14 protein-coding genes, 2 tRNA genes and 1 pseudogene are annotated in these 17635 nt (G+C 65.9%); 15 read left to right on the top strand and 2 right to left on the bottom strand.

Annotated elements, in window-relative coordinates:
• The 10 genes and pseudogenes from ACTQWE_RS09695 to ACTQWE_RS09650 all read left to right on the top strand — a co-directional run.
• Positions 1–447 (top strand): annotated as a pseudogene (locus tag ACTQWE_RS09695) (hypothetical protein); the annotation flags it as partial.
• Between the two features lie 153 nt (positions 448–600).
• Entirely contained in the window at positions 601–909 is a 309-nt protein-coding gene (locus ACTQWE_RS09690; RefSeq protein WP_441857015.1) for a YbaB/EbfC family nucleoid-associated protein, read from the top strand.
• 65 nt (positions 910–974) lie between these two features.
• On the top strand, positions 975–1589 hold the full coding sequence (gene recR / locus ACTQWE_RS09685; RefSeq protein WP_441857036.1) for a recombination mediator RecR: 615 nt from the start codon (positions 975–977) through the stop codon (positions 1587–1589).
• A gap of 62 nt (positions 1590–1651) precedes the next feature.
• Positions 1652–2674: a hypothetical protein gene (locus ACTQWE_RS09680; RefSeq protein WP_441857016.1), complete on the top strand. Its 1023-nt coding sequence runs from the start codon at positions 1652–1654 to the stop codon at positions 2672–2674.
• A gap of 183 nt (positions 2675–2857) precedes the next feature.
• Positions 2858–2934: transfer RNA gene (locus tag ACTQWE_RS09675), tRNA-Asp, on the top strand.
• 54 nt (positions 2935–2988) lie between these two features.
• Positions 2989–3065 (top strand) — tRNA-Asp (locus ACTQWE_RS09670).
• A gap of 220 nt (positions 3066–3285) precedes the next feature.
• Complete coding sequence (locus ACTQWE_RS09665; protein WP_170104628.1) at positions 3286–3774, top strand: RrF2 family transcriptional regulator; 489 nt, start codon at positions 3286–3288, stop codon at positions 3772–3774.
• An 8-nt stretch (positions 3775–3782) separates the two neighbouring features.
• Positions 3783–4724, top strand: a complete 942-nt coding sequence (locus ACTQWE_RS09660) for an adenine glycosylase (RefSeq protein ID WP_441857017.1) — start codon at positions 3783–3785, stop codon at positions 4722–4724.
• Between the two features lie 73 nt (positions 4725–4797).
• Complete coding sequence (gene rbr, locus ACTQWE_RS09655; RefSeq protein WP_170104626.1) at positions 4798–5343, top strand: rubrerythrin; 546 nt, start codon at positions 4798–4800, stop codon at positions 5341–5343.
• Between the two features lie 705 nt (positions 5344–6048).
• Positions 6049–7368, top strand: a complete 1320-nt coding sequence (locus ACTQWE_RS09650; RefSeq protein WP_441857018.1) for an O-acetylhomoserine aminocarboxypropyltransferase/cysteine synthase family protein — start codon at positions 6049–6051, stop codon at positions 7366–7368.
• A gap of 287 nt (positions 7369–7655) precedes the next feature.
• Here ACTQWE_RS09650 and ACTQWE_RS09645 read toward each other — a convergent pair whose 3' ends face one another.
• Both ACTQWE_RS09645 and nth read right to left on the bottom strand, forming a co-directional pair.
• Positions 7656–7952 (bottom strand): DUF6485 family protein, encoded by a 297-nt coding sequence (locus ACTQWE_RS09645; protein WP_441857019.1) that lies wholly within the window; start codon positions 7950–7952, stop codon positions 7656–7658.
• A complete protein-coding gene (nth, locus tag ACTQWE_RS09640) occupies positions 7952–8731 on the bottom strand; it encodes an endonuclease III (RefSeq protein ID WP_441857020.1) in 780 nt (259 codons plus the stop codon). The genes ACTQWE_RS09645 and nth overlap by 1 nt, the downstream gene beginning before the upstream one ends.
• Before the next feature lie 330 nt (positions 8732–9061).
• On the opposite strand from nth, the gene glgB reads away from it, so the two are divergent.
• From glgB to glgA, 5 genes are all read left to right on the top strand, one after another.
• A complete protein-coding gene (glgB, locus tag ACTQWE_RS09635; RefSeq protein WP_441857021.1) occupies positions 9062–11281 on the top strand; it encodes a 1,4-alpha-glucan branching protein GlgB in 2220 nt (739 codons plus the stop codon).
• Between the two features lie 99 nt (positions 11282–11380).
• Positions 11381–13831, top strand: coding sequence for a glycogen/starch/alpha-glucan phosphorylase (locus tag ACTQWE_RS09630; RefSeq protein WP_441857022.1), 2451 nt, complete (start codon positions 11381–11383; stop codon positions 13829–13831).
• Positions 13832–13894: 63 nt separating this feature from the next.
• A complete protein-coding gene (locus ACTQWE_RS09625; RefSeq protein WP_441857023.1) occupies positions 13895–15043 on the top strand; it encodes a glucose-1-phosphate adenylyltransferase in 1149 nt (382 codons plus the stop codon).
• 2 nt (positions 15044–15045) lie between these two features.
• On the top strand, positions 15046–16143 hold the full coding sequence (gene glgD, locus ACTQWE_RS09620) for a glucose-1-phosphate adenylyltransferase subunit GlgD (RefSeq protein WP_441857024.1): 1098 nt from the start codon (positions 15046–15048) through the stop codon (positions 16141–16143).
• An 11-nt stretch (positions 16144–16154) separates the two neighbouring features.
• Positions 16155–17630, top strand: a complete 1476-nt coding sequence (glgA, locus tag ACTQWE_RS09615) for a glycogen synthase GlgA (RefSeq protein WP_170104619.1) — start codon at positions 16155–16157, stop codon at positions 17628–17630.
• Positions 17631–17635 lie beyond the last annotated feature (5 nt).

Raw genomic sequence — 17635 nt, 5'->3', positions numbered from 1 at the left:
CCGCGGCCGGCCCCTGCCCCGGCTCCCGCACCCGCGCAGCCCGCCGGGCCCATGCCCTGGGACGACATGCCACCCTACGAGGAGGTTCCCTACGACGACGCGGCCGCCGTCTCGTACGACGAGGACGTGCAGGAGGGAAGGGCTCCCGGTGGATACGACGCCGCGCCTGCGCCTTCACCGCAGACCCCGGCGCCCGCTCGCAAGCCTGCGCCTGCCCCGGCCCCCGCGCCTGCGCCTGCGCCGCAACCAGCACCTGCCCCCGCGCCCGCGCCTGCCCCGGCCCCGACGCCGAAGCCCGCGCCCAAGCCCGCGCCCGTGCGCGCGTTTGGCGACGCGCAGCCCGAGGCGTCGCTGGACGACGCGCCCGCAGACGCCCAGGCCGTACTCGACATGCTGTCCAGCGTGTTTGGCGACGTGAAGTACGCCGGCGTGCAGAAGAAGGAGTAGCCGGGCCGCACAGGTTCGTAGCGGTACGCTGTACGTGACTTGCTCGCGGTTTCGTGACGTGCAAGTAGCCGTATCATTCGGTGGGTACAAACAATAGGGCGAGAAGGGCATGCTCTTCTCGCCCACGGCGATTCCCCAGTTAGGAGAACCAACATGAACATGCAGCAGATGATGAAGCAGGCGCAGAAGATGCAGAAGCAGCTTGCGCAGGCGCAGGAGAAGCTGGGCGAGATCGAGGTGTCCGCCTCGGCCGGCGGCGGGATGGTCAAGGTGACCGGCACCGCGGACGGGCACATCACCGGCATCACGATCGACCCGGAGGCGCTGGACCCGGAGGACGTGGAGATGCTGCAGGACAGCATCCTCGCGGCCGTGAACGACTGCCTGGAGAGCGGCCAGAGCGTCGCGAACCAGCAGATGGGCGCCATCACCGGCGGCATGAACATCCCGGGGATGTTCTAGTGGCGCTTTCGGGCGAGGCGTTTGGCGGCTCGGCCGGCGCGGGCTCGGCCGGCGCGGGTTCGGGCATCGCGGCGGCGGGCGCGCCGGGCGACGGCCGCGCGCTGCAGCGCCTGCTTGACGAGCTGGGCCGACTGCCGGGCATTGGGCCAAAGTCTGCCCAGCGCATCGCATACTACCTGCTTGAGGCGGACGCCGAGACCGCGCGCCGGCTGGCGGACGCCATCCTGAGGGTGAAGGAGCAGGTGCACTTCTGCCCGATTTGCTTCAACTACGCCACGCGCGAGCACTGCGACGTGTGCGACGACCCCACGCGCGACCGCAGCCGCATCTGCGTGGTCTCGGAGCCGCGCGACGTGCAGGCCATCGAGCGCACCGGCTCGTTCCACGGGCTGTACCACGTGCTGGGCGGCGTGATATCGCCCATGGACAAGGTGGGCCCCGAGCAGCTGCACGTGCGCGAGCTGCTTGGCCGCCTTGCGGACGGCACGGTGGAGGAGGTCATCCTGGCCACGAACCCGGACGTCGAGGGCGAGACCACGGCCACGTACCTGAGCCGGATCATCCGGCCGCTGGGCGTGGAGGTGACGCGCCTGGCAAGCGGGCTGCCCGTGGGCGGCGACCTGGAGTACGCCGACGAGGTGACCCTTGGCCGCGCGATAGAGGCCAGAAGGGCGCTTTAGTCCGCGGCTCCGCGCGGTTCGTAGCATAATCGCAGCAGACACCAGACGGGGAGGTCTGACACATGAGCGAAAACGCAGGAAGCTCCTCCGCACGGCACGGCGCCCGGCACGCGGCGACCGGCTCGGGCGGCGCGCGCGTGCCCAGGCGCGGCGGACGCTCCACGGGCGGCACGCACTTTGCGGGAGCCACCACCAACCACTACCAGAACTACAGCGTTGGCCACGACTACGACAGCGACGGCATGGCCGAGCAGGCCGCGCCGCGCCCCGTGCTCGACCCGGCGGCGACCGGCTCGTTCAGGCGGATCGACGCGAGCATGGGCGCGAAGGTCGAGACCCGCTCGAACGTAGAGACGCTCTCCGCGGACTCAACCACGTCGTGGCGCCGCAGCGGCTACGGAAGCGAGCGCCGGCTGTCCGACGCGTACCGTCCCCAGACGCAGCGCCGCGAGCCCCAGACGCACACCAACCGCAAGCTGATCGCGGGCATCGCGGTGGCCGTCGTGGTGGTGCTGGCGCTTGGCGGCTACCTTCTGGGCGGCATCCTGAGCGGCGGCACCGCCAAGACCACCAAGACAAAGCAGGTGGAGAAGACCGTGGTCGCCGCGGACCAGTCCATCCGCTACCGCGACGCCACGTACTCGCTGCGCAAGCAGGACGACGGCACGTACGCCATTGTATCGGCCGTCACAAAGGGCGAGGGCCTGCAGGTGATGAGCACGGTGCCCGGAACGCCGGCGAGCCTGGTGCTGTACAACGGCACGATCGTGGTGCCCGAGAACCTGGACGGCAACTGGGACGTGTACGCGTGCACCATCGGCATGGGCACGCCGGCCTCGCCCGTGGTCGACTCGGACGGCAAGGCCGTGGGCGGATCGGGCACCATCAAGTCCGTCAAGCTGTCCCAGCAGGGGATTGCCGTCACGACCGACTCGGGCGACACCACCAGCGTGACGCTCAGCGGCAGCGCCTCGGCCATCGGGACGAAGTCCGACGCGAAGTCGGACTCCAAGTCGGGCTCGAATTCCGACACGTCATCCAGCGCCGCGGGCGCGTCCGACGACGGCACCGCGACCACGGAGTAGCGCCGCCGGAGCCGCCACGCCCGCCGGGCCCCGCAGCCGCCTTGCGGCGCCGGGTCCGCGTCCTTCTCGCCCGCCGGCGCATGCCCGCCAAGGTTGTGCACAACTGGTGGAGAAGAACTTTCTTAATTTTTTGCTAGACAAACGTGGGGCGGAGCGTGTACTATTGCTTACGCACTGATGCACGGGGTATTAGCTCAGCTGGTTAGAGCGCCGGCCTGTCACGTCGGAGGTCGCGGGTTCGAGTCCCGCATATCCCGCCATTCATGTATTCAGGGCTTCGGGGAACCGGGGCCCTTTTTATTGCACCAGCGCACGGGGTATTAGCTCAGCTGGTTAGAGCGCCGGCCTGTCACGTCGGAGGTCGCGGGTTCGAGTCCCGCATATCCCGCCATCTTGACCGCAGAGGGGTCCCGGGCAACCGGGGCCCCTTTCTTGTGCGGCGGGCTTGCGGTTGTCTTGCCGCTGGCTTGCGGGGGGCGCAGCGCGGCGCGTGCGGCGGCGCGCGAGGCGTCAATGGGCTACAATCACAAAATGCTGCCGCAATGGTGGACTAAGCCGGCGCGCCGCACGGGCACGGCCGACGCAGGGGACACAGCACGAAGGGTCGGAACGTGGACATCTCCAGGAAGACAGACTACTCGCTGCGCATGCTCGCCGAGCTCGTAAGGAGCGACAGCGTGGTGTCCGTCCGCGCCGCGGCCGAGAAGAACGGCATCCCGTACTCGTTCGCGCGCTCCATCCAGCACGACCTGGTGTCCGCGGGCATCATCGAGAGCACGCGCGGCGCCCACGGCGGCATGCGCCTGTGCCTGGACCCGCACGAGGTGACCATGCGCCAGGTGATCGAGGCGATCCAGGGCCCCGTGTTCGTGGCCACGTGCGGAACGGCCGGTCCGGAGGGCGGTGCGTGCCCCTTTCGCCCAGAGTGCCACTTCAACCCCGTCTGGTGCGAGGCGGAGCGCATCCTGACGCGCTACTTCGACTCCATCAGCCTGTACGAGGTGGTCTGCGAGCACAAGCATCCCGCACTGACGCCCGAAAGCGGCTTCGAGGTGCTGGGCCCGGCGCCGCAGGTGCCGGACGTGCCCAGCGCACGGTAGGTGCCGCCATGAGCGACGCCACGCCGACGTCGGCGCACGCCGCCGGCCCCGCGAGCCCGACGCCGTCAGCTGAGCCCAAGGCTCCCGCGCAGGTGCCGCCGGAGTTTAGGCAGAAGGTGCTCGAGCGCGGCCGCGAGCTGTACCGCGACCTTCCGTGGAGAAGGACGCGCGACCCGTACCAGATATGGATATCCGAGGTCATGCTCCAGCAGACCCAGGTGGCGCGCGTGGACGGGCGCTGGCAGCGCTGGTGCGAGCGCTTTCCCAGCGTGGACGCCCTTGCGGCGGCGGACGCGGCGGACGTGCTTGAGGAGTGGCAGGGCATGGGCTACAATCGCAGGGCGCTTGCGCTGTGGAGGGCCGCGGGCATCGTGAGCGCCGCGGGCGGCGCCATGCCGATTGAGGCGCGCGAGCTTGTGGCGCTGCCCGGCATAGGCCCGGCCACGGCGGCCGGAATCCGCGCGTTTGCGTACGACCTGCCCGGCGTGTACCTCGAGACCAACGTGCGCTCCGTCTTTCTGCACGAGCTCTATCCCGATGCCGTGGCGGTGCCGGACAAGGACCTGGTGCCGCTGGTGGAGGCCAGCTGCCCCGCCGACGCCTTGGACCCGCAGGACGACCCGAGGACGTGGTACTACGCCCTTCTCGACTACGGCGCCTACCTCAAGAAGACGCTGCCCAACCCGTCCAGGCGCTCGAAGTCGCACGTGAGACAGTCAAGGTTCGAGGGGTCCCACCGGCAGAAGCGCGCGGAGCTGGTGCGGCTGCTGCTGGGGCACCGCTCCGCCGGCCGGTGTGGCGTGGACCTTGTGACGATTACCGAAGAACTGTCTGCGATCGAGGCGGAAGCGGGTAGAAAGAAGATATCCGCGCGTGACGTGGCCGCTCTGCTGGAAGAGCTCGAGGCCGAGGGATTTTGTCACAAAATTGGTGGCAATTGGTCGGCCTAGGTCATATCATGTGAGGTGTTTCGAAGGCATGGGGCGGGCAGGGGGCTCGTCCCGCTGCGAGAGGAGACCGTGCATGGCAGTCGATTTTGAGAACTCCCAGACGAAGAAGAACCTCGAGGCCGCGTTCGCCGGCGAGAGCCAGGCGACGAACAAGTACTCCTACTACGCCAGCAAGGCCAAGAAGGAGGGATACGTCCAGATCTCGAACATCTTTACCGAGACCTCGGGCAACGAGCGCGAGCACGCGAAGCTCTGGTTCAAGTACCTGCACGACGGCGACGTTCCCGATACCCTGACCAACCTGAAGGACGCTGCCGCGGGCGAGAACTACGAGTGGACTGACATGTACAAGGGCTTTGCCGAGACCGCGGATGCCGAGGGCTTCAAGGAGATCGCCGCCAAGTTCCGCATGGTCGGCGAGGTCGAGAAGCACCACGAGGAGCGCTACAACAAGCTCGTCGAGCGCGTGGAAAAGGGCGAGGTGTTCCAGCGCGAGGGCGTCAAGGTCTGGAAGTGCCTGAACTGCGGCCACATCCACGTGGGCGAGACCGCGCCGAAGGTCTGCCCCGTCTGCAACCACCCGCAGAGCTACTTCGAGGAGCTGGCGATCAACTACTAGCGCCCCGCGCCACCCTATGGCAGCATGAGCGACTCGCGCCCCGCACGTCACCGACGTGCGGGGCGCTCTTTGTGCCGCGGGGCGCGGGGCGGGCGCGGGCGCGCTGCCGCGGACGAGGCTGCTGCGGGTGCGTGCCGCCGCGGACGGCGTTCGTGCTGCGTGGCCGTGCTTCGTTCCGTGACGTGGCGCTTGCCGCCGCCCGTCCACGCGGCCAAATCGCATATCGCGTTATGCGACAAGCATTATTTTGCGTTTGCCCAGTTGAGCACGGTTCGGAGTCCTTCGCATATCGCGTTATGCGATTTGGCATCGCCGCAAGCGCGTCCGCGGGCGTGCCGTCGGCCGCATTCTCGCATAGCGACCTACCCGCACAAATGCCGTCAGACCCAAAACGCTTCGCCGCACGTCAACAGTGTTATCGATTTTACCGATAGCAATTAAACTGATACTGACAGATGGTATCTACCTGCGAAAACGGTCAAATCAGCTGCAATCTCACATGAAAATCCTTGCGAGTGACAACAGGTGCCCTATGATGTGCTCACGATGAAAACGAGAACCGACATATCACCCACGAGCACGTTAATGCCCTAGCCCGGCCTCAGGAAGCTGCAACCACGCAGACGAGGACCGGGCGACGGCAAGGCAGCGTTATCGCATCCAAAACACAAGGCGCACGTGGCGCCACTCACAAAGGAGAACATCATGGCATTCGAGCTCGATCCCACCTTCGCGTCCGATCCCGAGAAGCACTTCGACACCCTGCAGGTCCACGCCGGCTGGGCTCCCGACCCCACCACCGGCTCCGCGGCGCTCCCGATCTACGCCTCCGCGGCGTTCCAGTTCGATGATGCCGCCGACGGCGCCGCAAAGTTCGGCCTCGCCAAGCCGGGCAACATCTACGGCCGCCTGACCAACACCACCACCGACGCCGTCGCCGCCCGCGTGGCCGCGGTCGAGGGTGGCACCGGTGCCGTCGCCGTCGCATCCGGCCACGCGGCAGAGATCCTCGCCCTCACGAACCTCGTCGGCGCCGGCGACCACATCGTCGCGTCCGACTCGCTGTACGGCGGCACGTGGAACATCTTCCTACACACCCTCGGCGACCTGGGCGTCGAGACCACTTTCGTCGAGAACAACGACATCGACGCGTTCGTCGCCGCCACGAAGGAGAACACGAAGCTCTGGTACGTCGAGACCATCGGCAACCCGCTCGTCGACGTCGCAGACGTCCCGGCGCTGGTCCAGGCCGCAAACTCCCTGCCGTCCCCGGTGCCCGTCTTCGTCGACAACACCTTCGCGACGCCCTACCTCTATCGTCCCGCCGAGGACGGTGCGGCCGTCGTGATCGAGTCCCTCACCAAGTGGATTGGCGGCCACGGCGCAACGCTCGGCGGCGCCGTGATCGATACCGGCAAGTTCAACTGGAAGCAGGACCCCGAGAAGTGGCACACGCTTGCCAAGCCCGACCCCTCCTACCACGGCGTCGTCTTCGCGGACGCCGCTCCCGCCGCGCCGTTCTCCACGCGCGTCCTCGCCAACAAGCTGCGCGATTTCGGCCCGACGCTCTCCCCGTACGCGGCGCAGCTCATCGGCATCGGCCTCGAGACCCTCTCCCTGCGCGTCCAGCGCCACTCCGACAACGCGCTCGCCGTCGCAAAGTGGCTGAAGGATAACCCCAAGGTCGCGTGGGTCCGCTACTCCGGACTCGAGGACGACCCCTCGCACGAGGTCGCGTCCCGCATCCTCAAGCACGGCTTCGGCGGCGTCGTGGTCTTCGGCCTCAAGAGCGGCCGCGAGGGTGGCCTGAACGTGGTCAACAACGTCAAGCTCTTCACCCACCTCGCTAACGTGGGCGACGCCAAGTCCCTCATCATCCACCCCGCCTCGACTACGCACTCCCAGCTCACGCCCGAGCAGCTCAAGGAGGCGCACCTCAGCGAGGATCTCATCCGTCTCTCCGTCGGCATCGAGGACGTGGACGATATCATCGCCGACCTCGACCAGGCCATCGCCAGGGCCTAGGGCCGGCAACCGGCGGCCGCGCCAGCGCCTTTCCGCCAACCGCGGTCCCGCGACTCGGGCCGCACCACAACCACGCTCCGCAAAGGGGGCGACGCCCGTCAAAAGGCGCCGTCCCCCTTCGCGTCTTGCGGCTGTCTTTCGCCACATGGCCGGTGCCCCACGGGCCCGCGCAAGGCGCCGGGCGAGAAGGGCCGCCGCCTCGCCCGCGTCACTGCCATGGGCCCGGCAACGCCACGGCCGCGCGGCTTGGCCGCGCGCCGCCCGCCGGCTCCGCCCGGCCCCGGACCCTACGCCTTGTGCGCCTCGTCAAAGGCCTTCGCCCGGGCCGCCGTGTCGCGGCGCACGTCGTCGCTGCGCGGGTGCAGCCGCACAAAGCGCGCGAACCCCTCCACGGACCAGTCGTCCCAGCCCTCCGTGTCGCCCAGGGCCTTGAACATGCACGTGGGCACCTCGCCCAGCGCAAGGTTCTTGCGGATGCACGCGTCGCAGCCAAAGCCGCCCCCCGCCAGGTTCGCGGGGTTGTTGGGGTTGCACGGGCAGCGCGTGTCGCCACAGGTGCAGAAGTGCCTGCCAAGGTCCGACATCACGAGCTCCTCTCGCTTGCCTTGCGTCCGCGCGCCCCGCCGGCGCCACCCTTGCCGCGCCGCGCGCCGGCGCCCTTCGAGCTAGCCCTTCCCGCGCCCTTCGCAGACCCGCGCCTTGCCGGGCGCGTCGCCTTGAACGCAGACGGGCAGATGTCCGCGCACGGGCAGCCCTCGCACTTCGGCCGCTGCGCCGTGCACGTGTCGCGGCCAAAGTGTATCCACTCCTCGTTCACGTAGGTCCAGAGCTCGTGCGGCAGCAGGTCAAGCAGGTCCTTCTCCGCCGCCGCGGGAGTGCTCGCACGCGTAAAGCCCATGCGCGTGGCGATGCGGAACACGTGCGTGTCGACCGCGATGCCCTCGCATATGCCAAACGCCTTGTTCAGCACGATGTTCGCGGTCTTGCGGCCCACGCCCGGCAGGCGGCACAGCTCCTCCATCGTGCGCGGCACCTCGCCGCCAAAGTCGCTCACGATCATCTGCGACAGCTCCACGCAGTGCGCGGCCTTCGCGCGCCAGAAGCCAATGCTGTGGATGACCTCGCCCACCTCGGCGGGGTCGGCCTGCGCCATGGCCTCGGGCGTGGGCCAGCGGGAAAACAGCTCCGGCGTCACGCGGTTCACGCCGGCGTCCGTGGTCTGGGCGGAAAGCATCACGCACACCACCAGCGTAAACGGGTTGTGGTAGTCAAGCGCGCTCTGCACGCCGGGGTAGCGCTCGTGCATGCGGGCACAAAACTCGATGCCGCGCTGCCGGCGCGACGCCTTCGACTCTCGTGGCACGATCTTCTCACCTGCCTTGCCGCGCCCCGCCGGCGTGCGCGCGGGCGCGCCGCGCGGGGCCCAAACTTGCCGTTAGTGGCACATGATACCCGCTTTTGTGTCCGGACGACCGCCTCGACTGCCCCGTCGGCGGCGTTCGTACCATCTTGCCAGCGTTTCGTGCACGAGTTGCGCTATGTCCACCGCGAGCCGTTCGCGCGCGGCCCGTTTGCGGCCGACCGCGAAGTCATGGCCGCAAAGCCTTGCCCGTTTACATAGAATGTGTAGTTGCGGTGGTGATTGTGTGGCACGCCACCCACCCTAGTCGTGACGAAGCCGGAGGATGGTCGCATGAGCGCGCCTATAGCCAACTACCTTCTTACCAAAGACGACCTGTACCTTATGGGCAAGGGCGTGTGGTACCGCAGCTACGAGAAGCTGGGCGCGCACCCCTGCAACAAGGACGGCGTCGAGGGCTACTGGTTCGCCGTGTGGGCGCCTGACGTCAAGAGCGTCCGCGTGATCGGCGACTTCAACGACTGGGACACGGAGGCCACCTACCTCGAGTGCACGCCCACCGGCGGCGTGTGGTACGGCTTCGTGCCGGGCGCCACGGAGGGCCAGCTGTACAAGTACCTGATCGAGACCGCCCACGGCGACCTGCTGTACAAGGCTGACCCGTACGCGTTCTACGCCGAGTGCCCCCCGGGGACGGCGTCGCGCACCGCCGACCTCTCTGGCTATGAGTGGCAGGACGAGAAGTACATGGCCTCCCGCTCGAAGCAGGACTTCTTCAAGCGGCCGCTCAACATCTTCGAGTGCCACCTGGGCAGCTGGAAGCGCCACTCGGACGGCCTGGCCGGAAACGGCGACCCCGATTCCGACGACCACTCCGGCAGCTACCTCACGTACGACGAGCTCTCCGTCGAGCTGGTCGATTACGTCAAGGGGATGGGCTACTCGCACATAGAGGTCCTGCCCGTGATGGAGCACCCGTTCGACGGCTCGTGGGGCTACCAGATCACGGGCTACTTCGCGCCCACCAGCCGCTACGGCAAGCCCACGCAGTTCAAGCACTTCGTGGACGCGTGCCACCAGGCGGGCATCGGCGTGATCCTGGACTGGGTGCCCGGCGGCTTCTGCCGCGACGAGCAGGGCCTGGTGCACTTCAACGGCGACAAGCTGTACGAGAAGGAGGAGCACCCCAACTGGGGCACGTTCAAGTTCGACTTCACCAAAAACGAGGTCCGCAACTTCCTCACGTCCAACCTGCTGTACTGGGTGAGCGAGTACCACGCCGACGGCATCCGCATGGACGGCGTCACGTCCATGCTGTACCTCAACTTCGGCATCGACGACCCCGGCCAGAAGAAGTTCAACTCGCGCGGGACGGAGGAGGACGACGCGTCCATCGACTTCATCCGCACGTGCAACGACACCATGGGCAAGTACCACCCGGACGTCATGATGATTGCGGAGGAGTCCACGGCGTGGCCGCTCGTGACGTACCCCACGTCCGACGGCGGCCTGGGATTCCACTTCAAGTGGGACATGGGCTGGATGAACGACACGCTGCACTACATGCAGACCGACTTCCCGTACCGCCCCGGCAACCACAAGCTCCTGACCTTCTCGACCATGTACCAGTTCAACGAGAACTTCATCCTGCCGCTCAGCCACGACGAGGTGGTCCACGGCAAGTGCTCGCTCATCACCAGGATGCCGGGCGACTACTGGCGCCAGTTCGCGGGCATGCGCGCCCTCGCGCTGTACCAGATGACGCACGCGGGCGGCAAACTCAACTTCATGGGCAACGAGATCGGCCAGTTCATCGAGTGGCGCTACTACGAGGGCATCCAATACTTCCTGACGGAGGAGTACGAGAGCCACGCCCACCAGCAGCACTACATCGCGGCCCTGAACGCGCTGTATAAGGCCCAGCCCGCGCTGTGGCAGGACTCGTACTCGCCGGAGGGCTTCGACTGGATCGACGCGGACAACGCCGACCAGTGCATAATCTCGTTCGCGCGCCATGGCGACGACGAGAAGGACGACCTCGTGGTCGTGATCAACTTCGAGGTGAACCCCCACGAGGACTTCAGGCTGGGCGTGCCGCGGCCGGGCTTCTACGAGGAGGTCTTCAACTCCGACGACGAGGAGTACGGCGGCTCGGGCGTCACGAACAAGGGCGTGAGGTTCAAGACCGCCGAGGAGCCGTGGAACCGCCAGGAGCAGTCCATCGAGCTTCGCATACCGCCGCTGGGCGGCACGATCCTGCGCTACGTGGGCCCGCTGCCCAAGAAGCGCACCCGCAAAGCTGCCCCCAAAGCGGCCCCCAAGACAACCTCCAAGGCGTCTACCTCGGCAAAGTCTGCCACCAAAGCCGCCTCTAAGGTAGCGAAGGCGGCAACCGGCGCCAAGGCGGCGGCAAAAAAGGCGCCCTCGCGCAAGACCTCGGCCGCAAAAACTGGTAGCACTAAGGTGGCTGGCAAGTCCAAGGCACCTTCGTCGCCTGCGAGCAAAGACGGAAACGCGAAGGCGAGAAGAACCGGTGCCACGAAGTCGGAATAGCCGACGGGGCAAGCGAGCCGGGCGCGCACGGACGCGTCCGCAGGGGTAGGACTGGACCGCCGCCGCGGGGTCCCGTCAAAAATCGTTCTAAGGACTGACATGACTGAACAGAGCTGGCCCAAGATCTTCACCGACAAGGACGACTTCATCAGGCAGTACCGCCTGGCGTGCGAGCGCGAGTTCTCCAAGCCGCACGAGGAGCTAGGTCCGCAGGAGCGCTACTACGCCATGGCGAGCCTCATCGCGGACAAGGCGAAGGCGCTCAGGGGCAACAGCCTCAAGCAGGCAAACGACAAGGGCGAGAAGACCGTGTACTACTTCTCCATCGAGTTCCTGCTTGGTCCCCTGCTTGACAACTACCTGCTGAACTTTGGCATCCGCGACATCGTGAAGGCTGCGTGCAAGGACCTCGACATGCGGCTCGACGACATCGAGCGCTACGAGAGCGACCCCGGCCTCGGCAACGGTGGCCTCGGCCGTCTGGCCGCGTGCTTCCTCGACTCCATGGCCGCGCTCGGCATCAACGGCAACGGCAACGGCATGCGCTATCGCTACGGCCTGTTCAAGCAGGCCATCGAGGGCGGCCGTCAGGTCGAGAAGATGGACAACTGGCTCGAGCACGGCTTCCCGTGGGAGACCCGCAGGAACGAGAGCTCAGTCCTCATCCGCTTCGGCGGCCAGGTCGTGCGCCACGAGGAGAACGGCCGCTACTGGTTCACGCAGGAGGGCGGCGAGCTCGTGAAGGCCGTCCCGTACGACGTGCCCATCGTCGGCTATGGCGCAAAGAAGGTCAACAACCTGCGCCTGTGGAGCGCCGAGCCCGCCGAGGAGAACTTCGACCTCGACGCGTTCAACGCCGGCGACTACGCGAAGGCCATGAAGTTCCGCTCCGACGTCGAGGCGATCTCGCAGATCCTGTACCCGAACGACGCCGGCGAGCACGGCCGCCTGCTCAGGCTGAAGCAGGAGTACCTGTTCGTCTCCGCAGGCCTGCAGACGATCCTGCGCGACTACCTGAAGAAGTACGGGGACGACAACTGGGAGGACCTCGGCAAGCACGTCTCCATCCACACGAACGACACCCACCCCGCCATGTGCGGCCCTGAGCTCATGAGGCTCCTGGTGGACGAGTACGGCGTCGACTTCGACCTCGCGTTCAAGATCGCGCAGGAGACCATCTCGTACACCAACCACACGATCATGCCCGAGGCGCTGGAGAAGTGGCCCATCAGCACGTTCCGCGACCTGCTGCCCCGCACCTACATGTTCATCGAGGAGATCGACCGCCGCTACCGCGAGAGCTTCTCGCACACCGATTCCAACTGGCAGGAGGAGTTCAAGAACACCGCCATCCTGTGGGACGGCCAGATTCGCATGGCGAACCTCTCCGTCATCTTCGCGAACTCCGTCAACGGCGTCTCCGCGCTGCACACCGGCATCCTCGAGGCGACGACGCTGCACGACTTCTACAAGCTGACGCCCGAGAAGTTCAACAACAAGACGAACGGCATCTCGCACCGCCGCTTCCTCGGCAACGCGAACCCCAAGTACGCGAAGCTCGTGTGCGACGTGCTGGGCGAGGGCTGGCTCGGTGACGCGAACAAGCTGTCCGAGCTCGAGAAGTACGAGGACGACCCCTCGTTCCTGGAGCAGTTCGAGAAGGCGAAGGAGTGGGACAAGCAGCGCCTCGCGGACTACATCAAGGAGACGACGGGCACGGTCCTCGACACCAACATGGTGTTCGACGTCCAGGTCAAGCGCTTCCACGCGTACAAGCGCCAGCTGCTGAACGTGTTCAAGATCCTGGACATCTACAACAGGCTGCTTGCCGACCCGTCCTTCAAGCCGCGCCCGACGGCGTTCATCTTCTCTGGCAAGGCGGCGCAGAGCTACACCTTCGCAAAGGAGGTCATCCGTCTCATCAACTCCGTCGCGGACGTCATCAACAACGACAAGCGCGTGAACGACGTCATCCGCGTCGCGTTCGTGCCCAACTTCGCCGTCTCGAGCGCACAGCTCATCTACCCGGCGGCAGAGATCTCCGAGCAGATCTCGTGGGCGGGCTCCGAGGCGTCCGGCACCTCGAACATGAAGCTCATGATGAACGGCGCCATCACGCTCGGCACCTACGACGGCGCGAACGTCGAGATCGCGAAGCTCGTGGGCGAGGAGAACATCAAGATCTTCGGCCTGAGGACCGAGGAGGTGGACGCGCTCCGCGCGAGCGGCAACTACTGGGCGTACGACCTTCTCAAGAAGGACCCGGATCGTCTGGGCCGCATCGTGAACCAGCTGAAGGACGGCACGTTCGCGCGCCTGTCCGGCAACTTCGACAGCATCTACGACGAGCTCATGGTCGGCAACGACCACGACCTCGTGCTGAAGGACTTCTATTCGTACGTGGACGCGTGGGAGGAGCTGACCCAGGCCTACGGCGACCGCGCAAGGTGGAACCGCGCCGCGGTCCACAACACGGCCAGGTCGGGATATTTCTCCAGCGACCGAACCATTCGCGAATATGCCCACGACATTTGGCATATTGATGCATAGGTAATGATCGGGGCGAGGGGCTCCGGTACATAGGGATGTGAAGCTCGAAAGGGGAGAAGTTCAATGAGCAAGAGGGAATGCATTGCAATGCTTCTTGCCGGCGGCCAGGGCAGCAGGCTCGGCGTCCTCACGAAGGAAGTCGCCAAGCCCGCCGTCTCGTTCGGCGGGAAGTATCGCATAATCGACTTTGCGCTGTCCAACTGCGCCAACTCCGGCATCGACACCGTTGGCGTCCTGACTCAGTACAGGCCGTATCTCCTGCACAACTACCTGGGCTCCGGCAGCGCCTGGAACCTGGACGAGAGCGAGGGAGGCCTGTTCATCCTCCCGCCGTACGCCACCCAGACCGGCGGCGCGTGGTACGCGGGCACCGCTGACGCCGTGACGCAGAACCTCGGCTTCATCAAGCAGAACGACCCCGAGTACGTCCTCATCCTCTCTGGCGACCAGCTGTACAACATGGACTACCAGAAGATGCTCGACAACCACAAGCGCCACAACGCGGACCTGACCATCGCGGTCATGCCCGTGCCCTGGGAGGAGGCGTCCCGCTTCGGCATCCTGACGACCGACGAGGACGAGAAGATCCTCAAGTTCACCGAGAAGCCCGCGGAGCCCGACTCGAACCTCGCATCCATGGGCATCTACATCTTCAACGCCGACCTCCTGGTCAAGACGCTGGAGGAGGACGCGAAGGACGAGAGCTCCGAGCACGACTTCGGCAAGGACATCATCCCGAAGCTCCTCGCCGCCGGCAAGCGCCTGTACACCTACGAGTACAACGGCTTCTGGCGTGACGTCGGCACCATCGCCAGCTACCACGAGACGAGCATGGACCTGCTGGGCACGAAGCCCGACTTCGACCTGTTCGACACCGAGGCCCCCATCATGAGCAACGCCGGAGCGATGCCGCCCGCGTACGTTGGCCCCGACGCCACCGTGGACGACTGCCTCGTCGGCAACGGCAGCAGCATCTACGGCAAGGCCGTGCACTCCATCGTCTCGACCGGGGCCGTCGTCGGCGAGGGTGCCGTCGTCCAGGACTCCGTGCTCCTGCCGGGCTCGGAGGTCAAGGCCGGTGCGCACGTCGTCCGCGCCATCCTCGGCGAGAACTCCGTCGTCGAGGCGGAGGCGACCCTCGGCAGCTCTGACCAGTCCGTTGATATCGCCGTCATTGGAAATGACGCAGTCGTTGCAAAGGAGGCGGAGTAGAGATGGAAAAGCTCCTGGGTGTCATTACCGCCAACTACTCCACAAAGTATCCGAGCGTCCTCTCCGAGACGCGCCCGGTCGCGTCCCTGCCCTACCTCGGCCGCTACCGCGTCGTCGACTTCGCGCTCTCCAACATGGTCAACGCCGGCATCCGCACCGTCGGCATGATCATGCCGTACAACTACCGCTCGCTGATCGACCACATCGGCTCCGGCCGTGACTGGGACCTGAACCGCAAGAAGGGCGGCCTGTTCATCCTGCCCGGCTCCGCGTTCGGCACCTCCCGCACCGGCTCCCGTTTCCTGCTTCGCGACCTCGAGTACAACAAGGTCTTCCTGAAGCGCAGCGACGCCGAGCACGTGATCCTCTCCTCCGCGAGCTTCGTCTACAACATGGACTACGACAAGCTCATCGAGGCCCACAAGGCCTCCGGCGCGGACATCACCGTCGTCACGCAGCCTGCGAAGGGCAAGGACGCCGACGTTACCGGACTTTCCGTCGACGGCACGCGCGTCCACGGCATCAAGCACGGTGTCGAGCGCGGCGAGGTCTCGTTCCTCGACTGCTTCGTCATCGGCCGCGAGTTCCTGCTCCAGCTGCTCAGCTGGTACGAGCAGACCGACTACCTCGACCTCTTCGAGGCCATGGCGGCAGACTACGAGCGCGTGAACGTCCAGACGTACGACTTCGAGGGCTACGTCGCGCCGATTTTCAACAAGGACAACTACTTCAAGTCCAACATGGACATGCTCGACCCGAAGATCTCCGCCGAGCTGTTCCCCGCCGGACGCACGATCAAGACGAAGGCCCACGACAACGCGCCCGCGAAGTTCGAGACCGGCTCCCGCGTGAGCAACAGCCGCGTCTCCGGCAGCTGCCGCATCAAGGGCACCGTGTCCAACTCCATCCTCGGCCGCAACGTCGTGGTGGAGACGGGCGCCATCGTCAACAACTCCATCGTGATGCAGTCGTGCGTGATCAAGACCGGCGCGCGCGTCGAGAACGCGATCGTCGACCGCGACAACGTCGTCCCCGCCGGCACCGAGCTCAAGGGAACGCCCGAGGCCCCGTTCATCAAGGAAAAGGCATCGGTAGAGTAGGGATTTAGCCCATGAGTGATCAGGTCACACGCAAGATAAAGATCCTGTTCGCCGCCACGGAGGCCGTCCCGTTCGTCAAGACGGGCGGCCTGGGTGACGTCGCTGGTTCGCTGCCCCGCTCACTTAATGCCGCAGGGGCGGAATGCTCCGTCATCCTCCCGAAGTACGCCTCGATTCCAGAGGAGTACCAGGAGCAGATGACCCACGTAGCAGACTTCTACGTTCCCCTTGCGTGGCGTAGCGTCTACTGCGGCATCGAGAAGCTCACCTACCAGGGTGTCGACTTCTACTTCGTAGACAACGAGGCCTACTTCAAGCGCGACGGCATCTACGGCTACTACGACGACGGCGAGCGCTTCGCGTTCTTCTCGAAGGCGATCTGCGAGGCCATCGAGAAGCTGCCCGAGCTCCAGTGCGACGTCCTGCACTGCAACGACTGGCAGACCGCCCTCGCCACGGTGTTCCTGCGCGAGTTCTACCAGAGCTCCGAGGCGTGCCGCCACGTGAAAACCGTGTTCACGGTCCACAACGTCAAGTTCCAGGGCCAGTACAACGACAAGGTCCTCGAGGACGTCCTCGGCCTCGCGGACAACCCGACGGCGTCGAGCCAGCTCTACAACGGCTACGGCACCATCGACTACATGAAGGGCGCGCTCTGCTACTCCGACGTCATCACGACGGTCAGCCCGAGCTACGCCAACGAGCTCCAGATGCCGTTCTACGGCGAGGGCCTCGACGACATCTTCCGCCGCCGCTCCTCCCAGCTGCGCGGCATCCTGAACGGCATCGACGTCGATCTGTGGAACCCCGCGACGGACAAGCTCATCGAGTGCAACTACGACGAGGACTCACTGGACCGCAAGGCCCAGGACAAGGCCGCCCTCCAGCGCGAGCTCGGCCTTGCGGAGGACCCAACGCGCCCGCTCATCGTCATGATCGGGCGCCTCACGAACCAGAAGGGCCTCGGCCTCGTGCGCTACGCCATGAACCACCTGATGGAGCGCGGCACGCAGGTGGCGATTCTCGGCACGGGCGACAAGGACCAGGAGGACGCGTTCAAGTACTTCGACTGGACGTACGGCGACCAGATGGTCGCGCGCATCGCCTTCGACAACGCGCTCAGCCACCGCATGTACGCCGGCGGCGACATCCTGCTCATGCCGTCGGAGTTCGAGCCGTGCGGCCTGTCGCAGATGATCGCCATGCGCTACGGCACGCTCCCCGTCGTCCGCGAGACCGGCGGCCTGCAGGACAGCGTCGTCGCGTACAACAAGTACACCGGCGAGGGCACGGGCTTCAGATTCACGAACATGAATGCGGACGAGATGGCCAACTGCGTGCTTGATGCCTGCGAAGTGTTCTGGACGGATAAGGACGCATGGATTAAGCTACAAAGGCAGGCAATGGAGACCGACTTCAGCTGGGGCCGCGCGGCAGGTGCGTACATGGACATGTACTACTCGCTGCACCCAGAGATTGGTCGTTAAGCAGA

Source organism: Parafannyhessea sp. LCP19S3_B1 (assembly GCF_052121955.1).
In the GTDB taxonomy this organism is placed as follows: domain Bacteria; phylum Actinomycetota; class Coriobacteriia; order Coriobacteriales; family Atopobiaceae; genus Parafannyhessea.
This window is presented reverse-complemented; position numbering and strand designations above follow the sequence as displayed.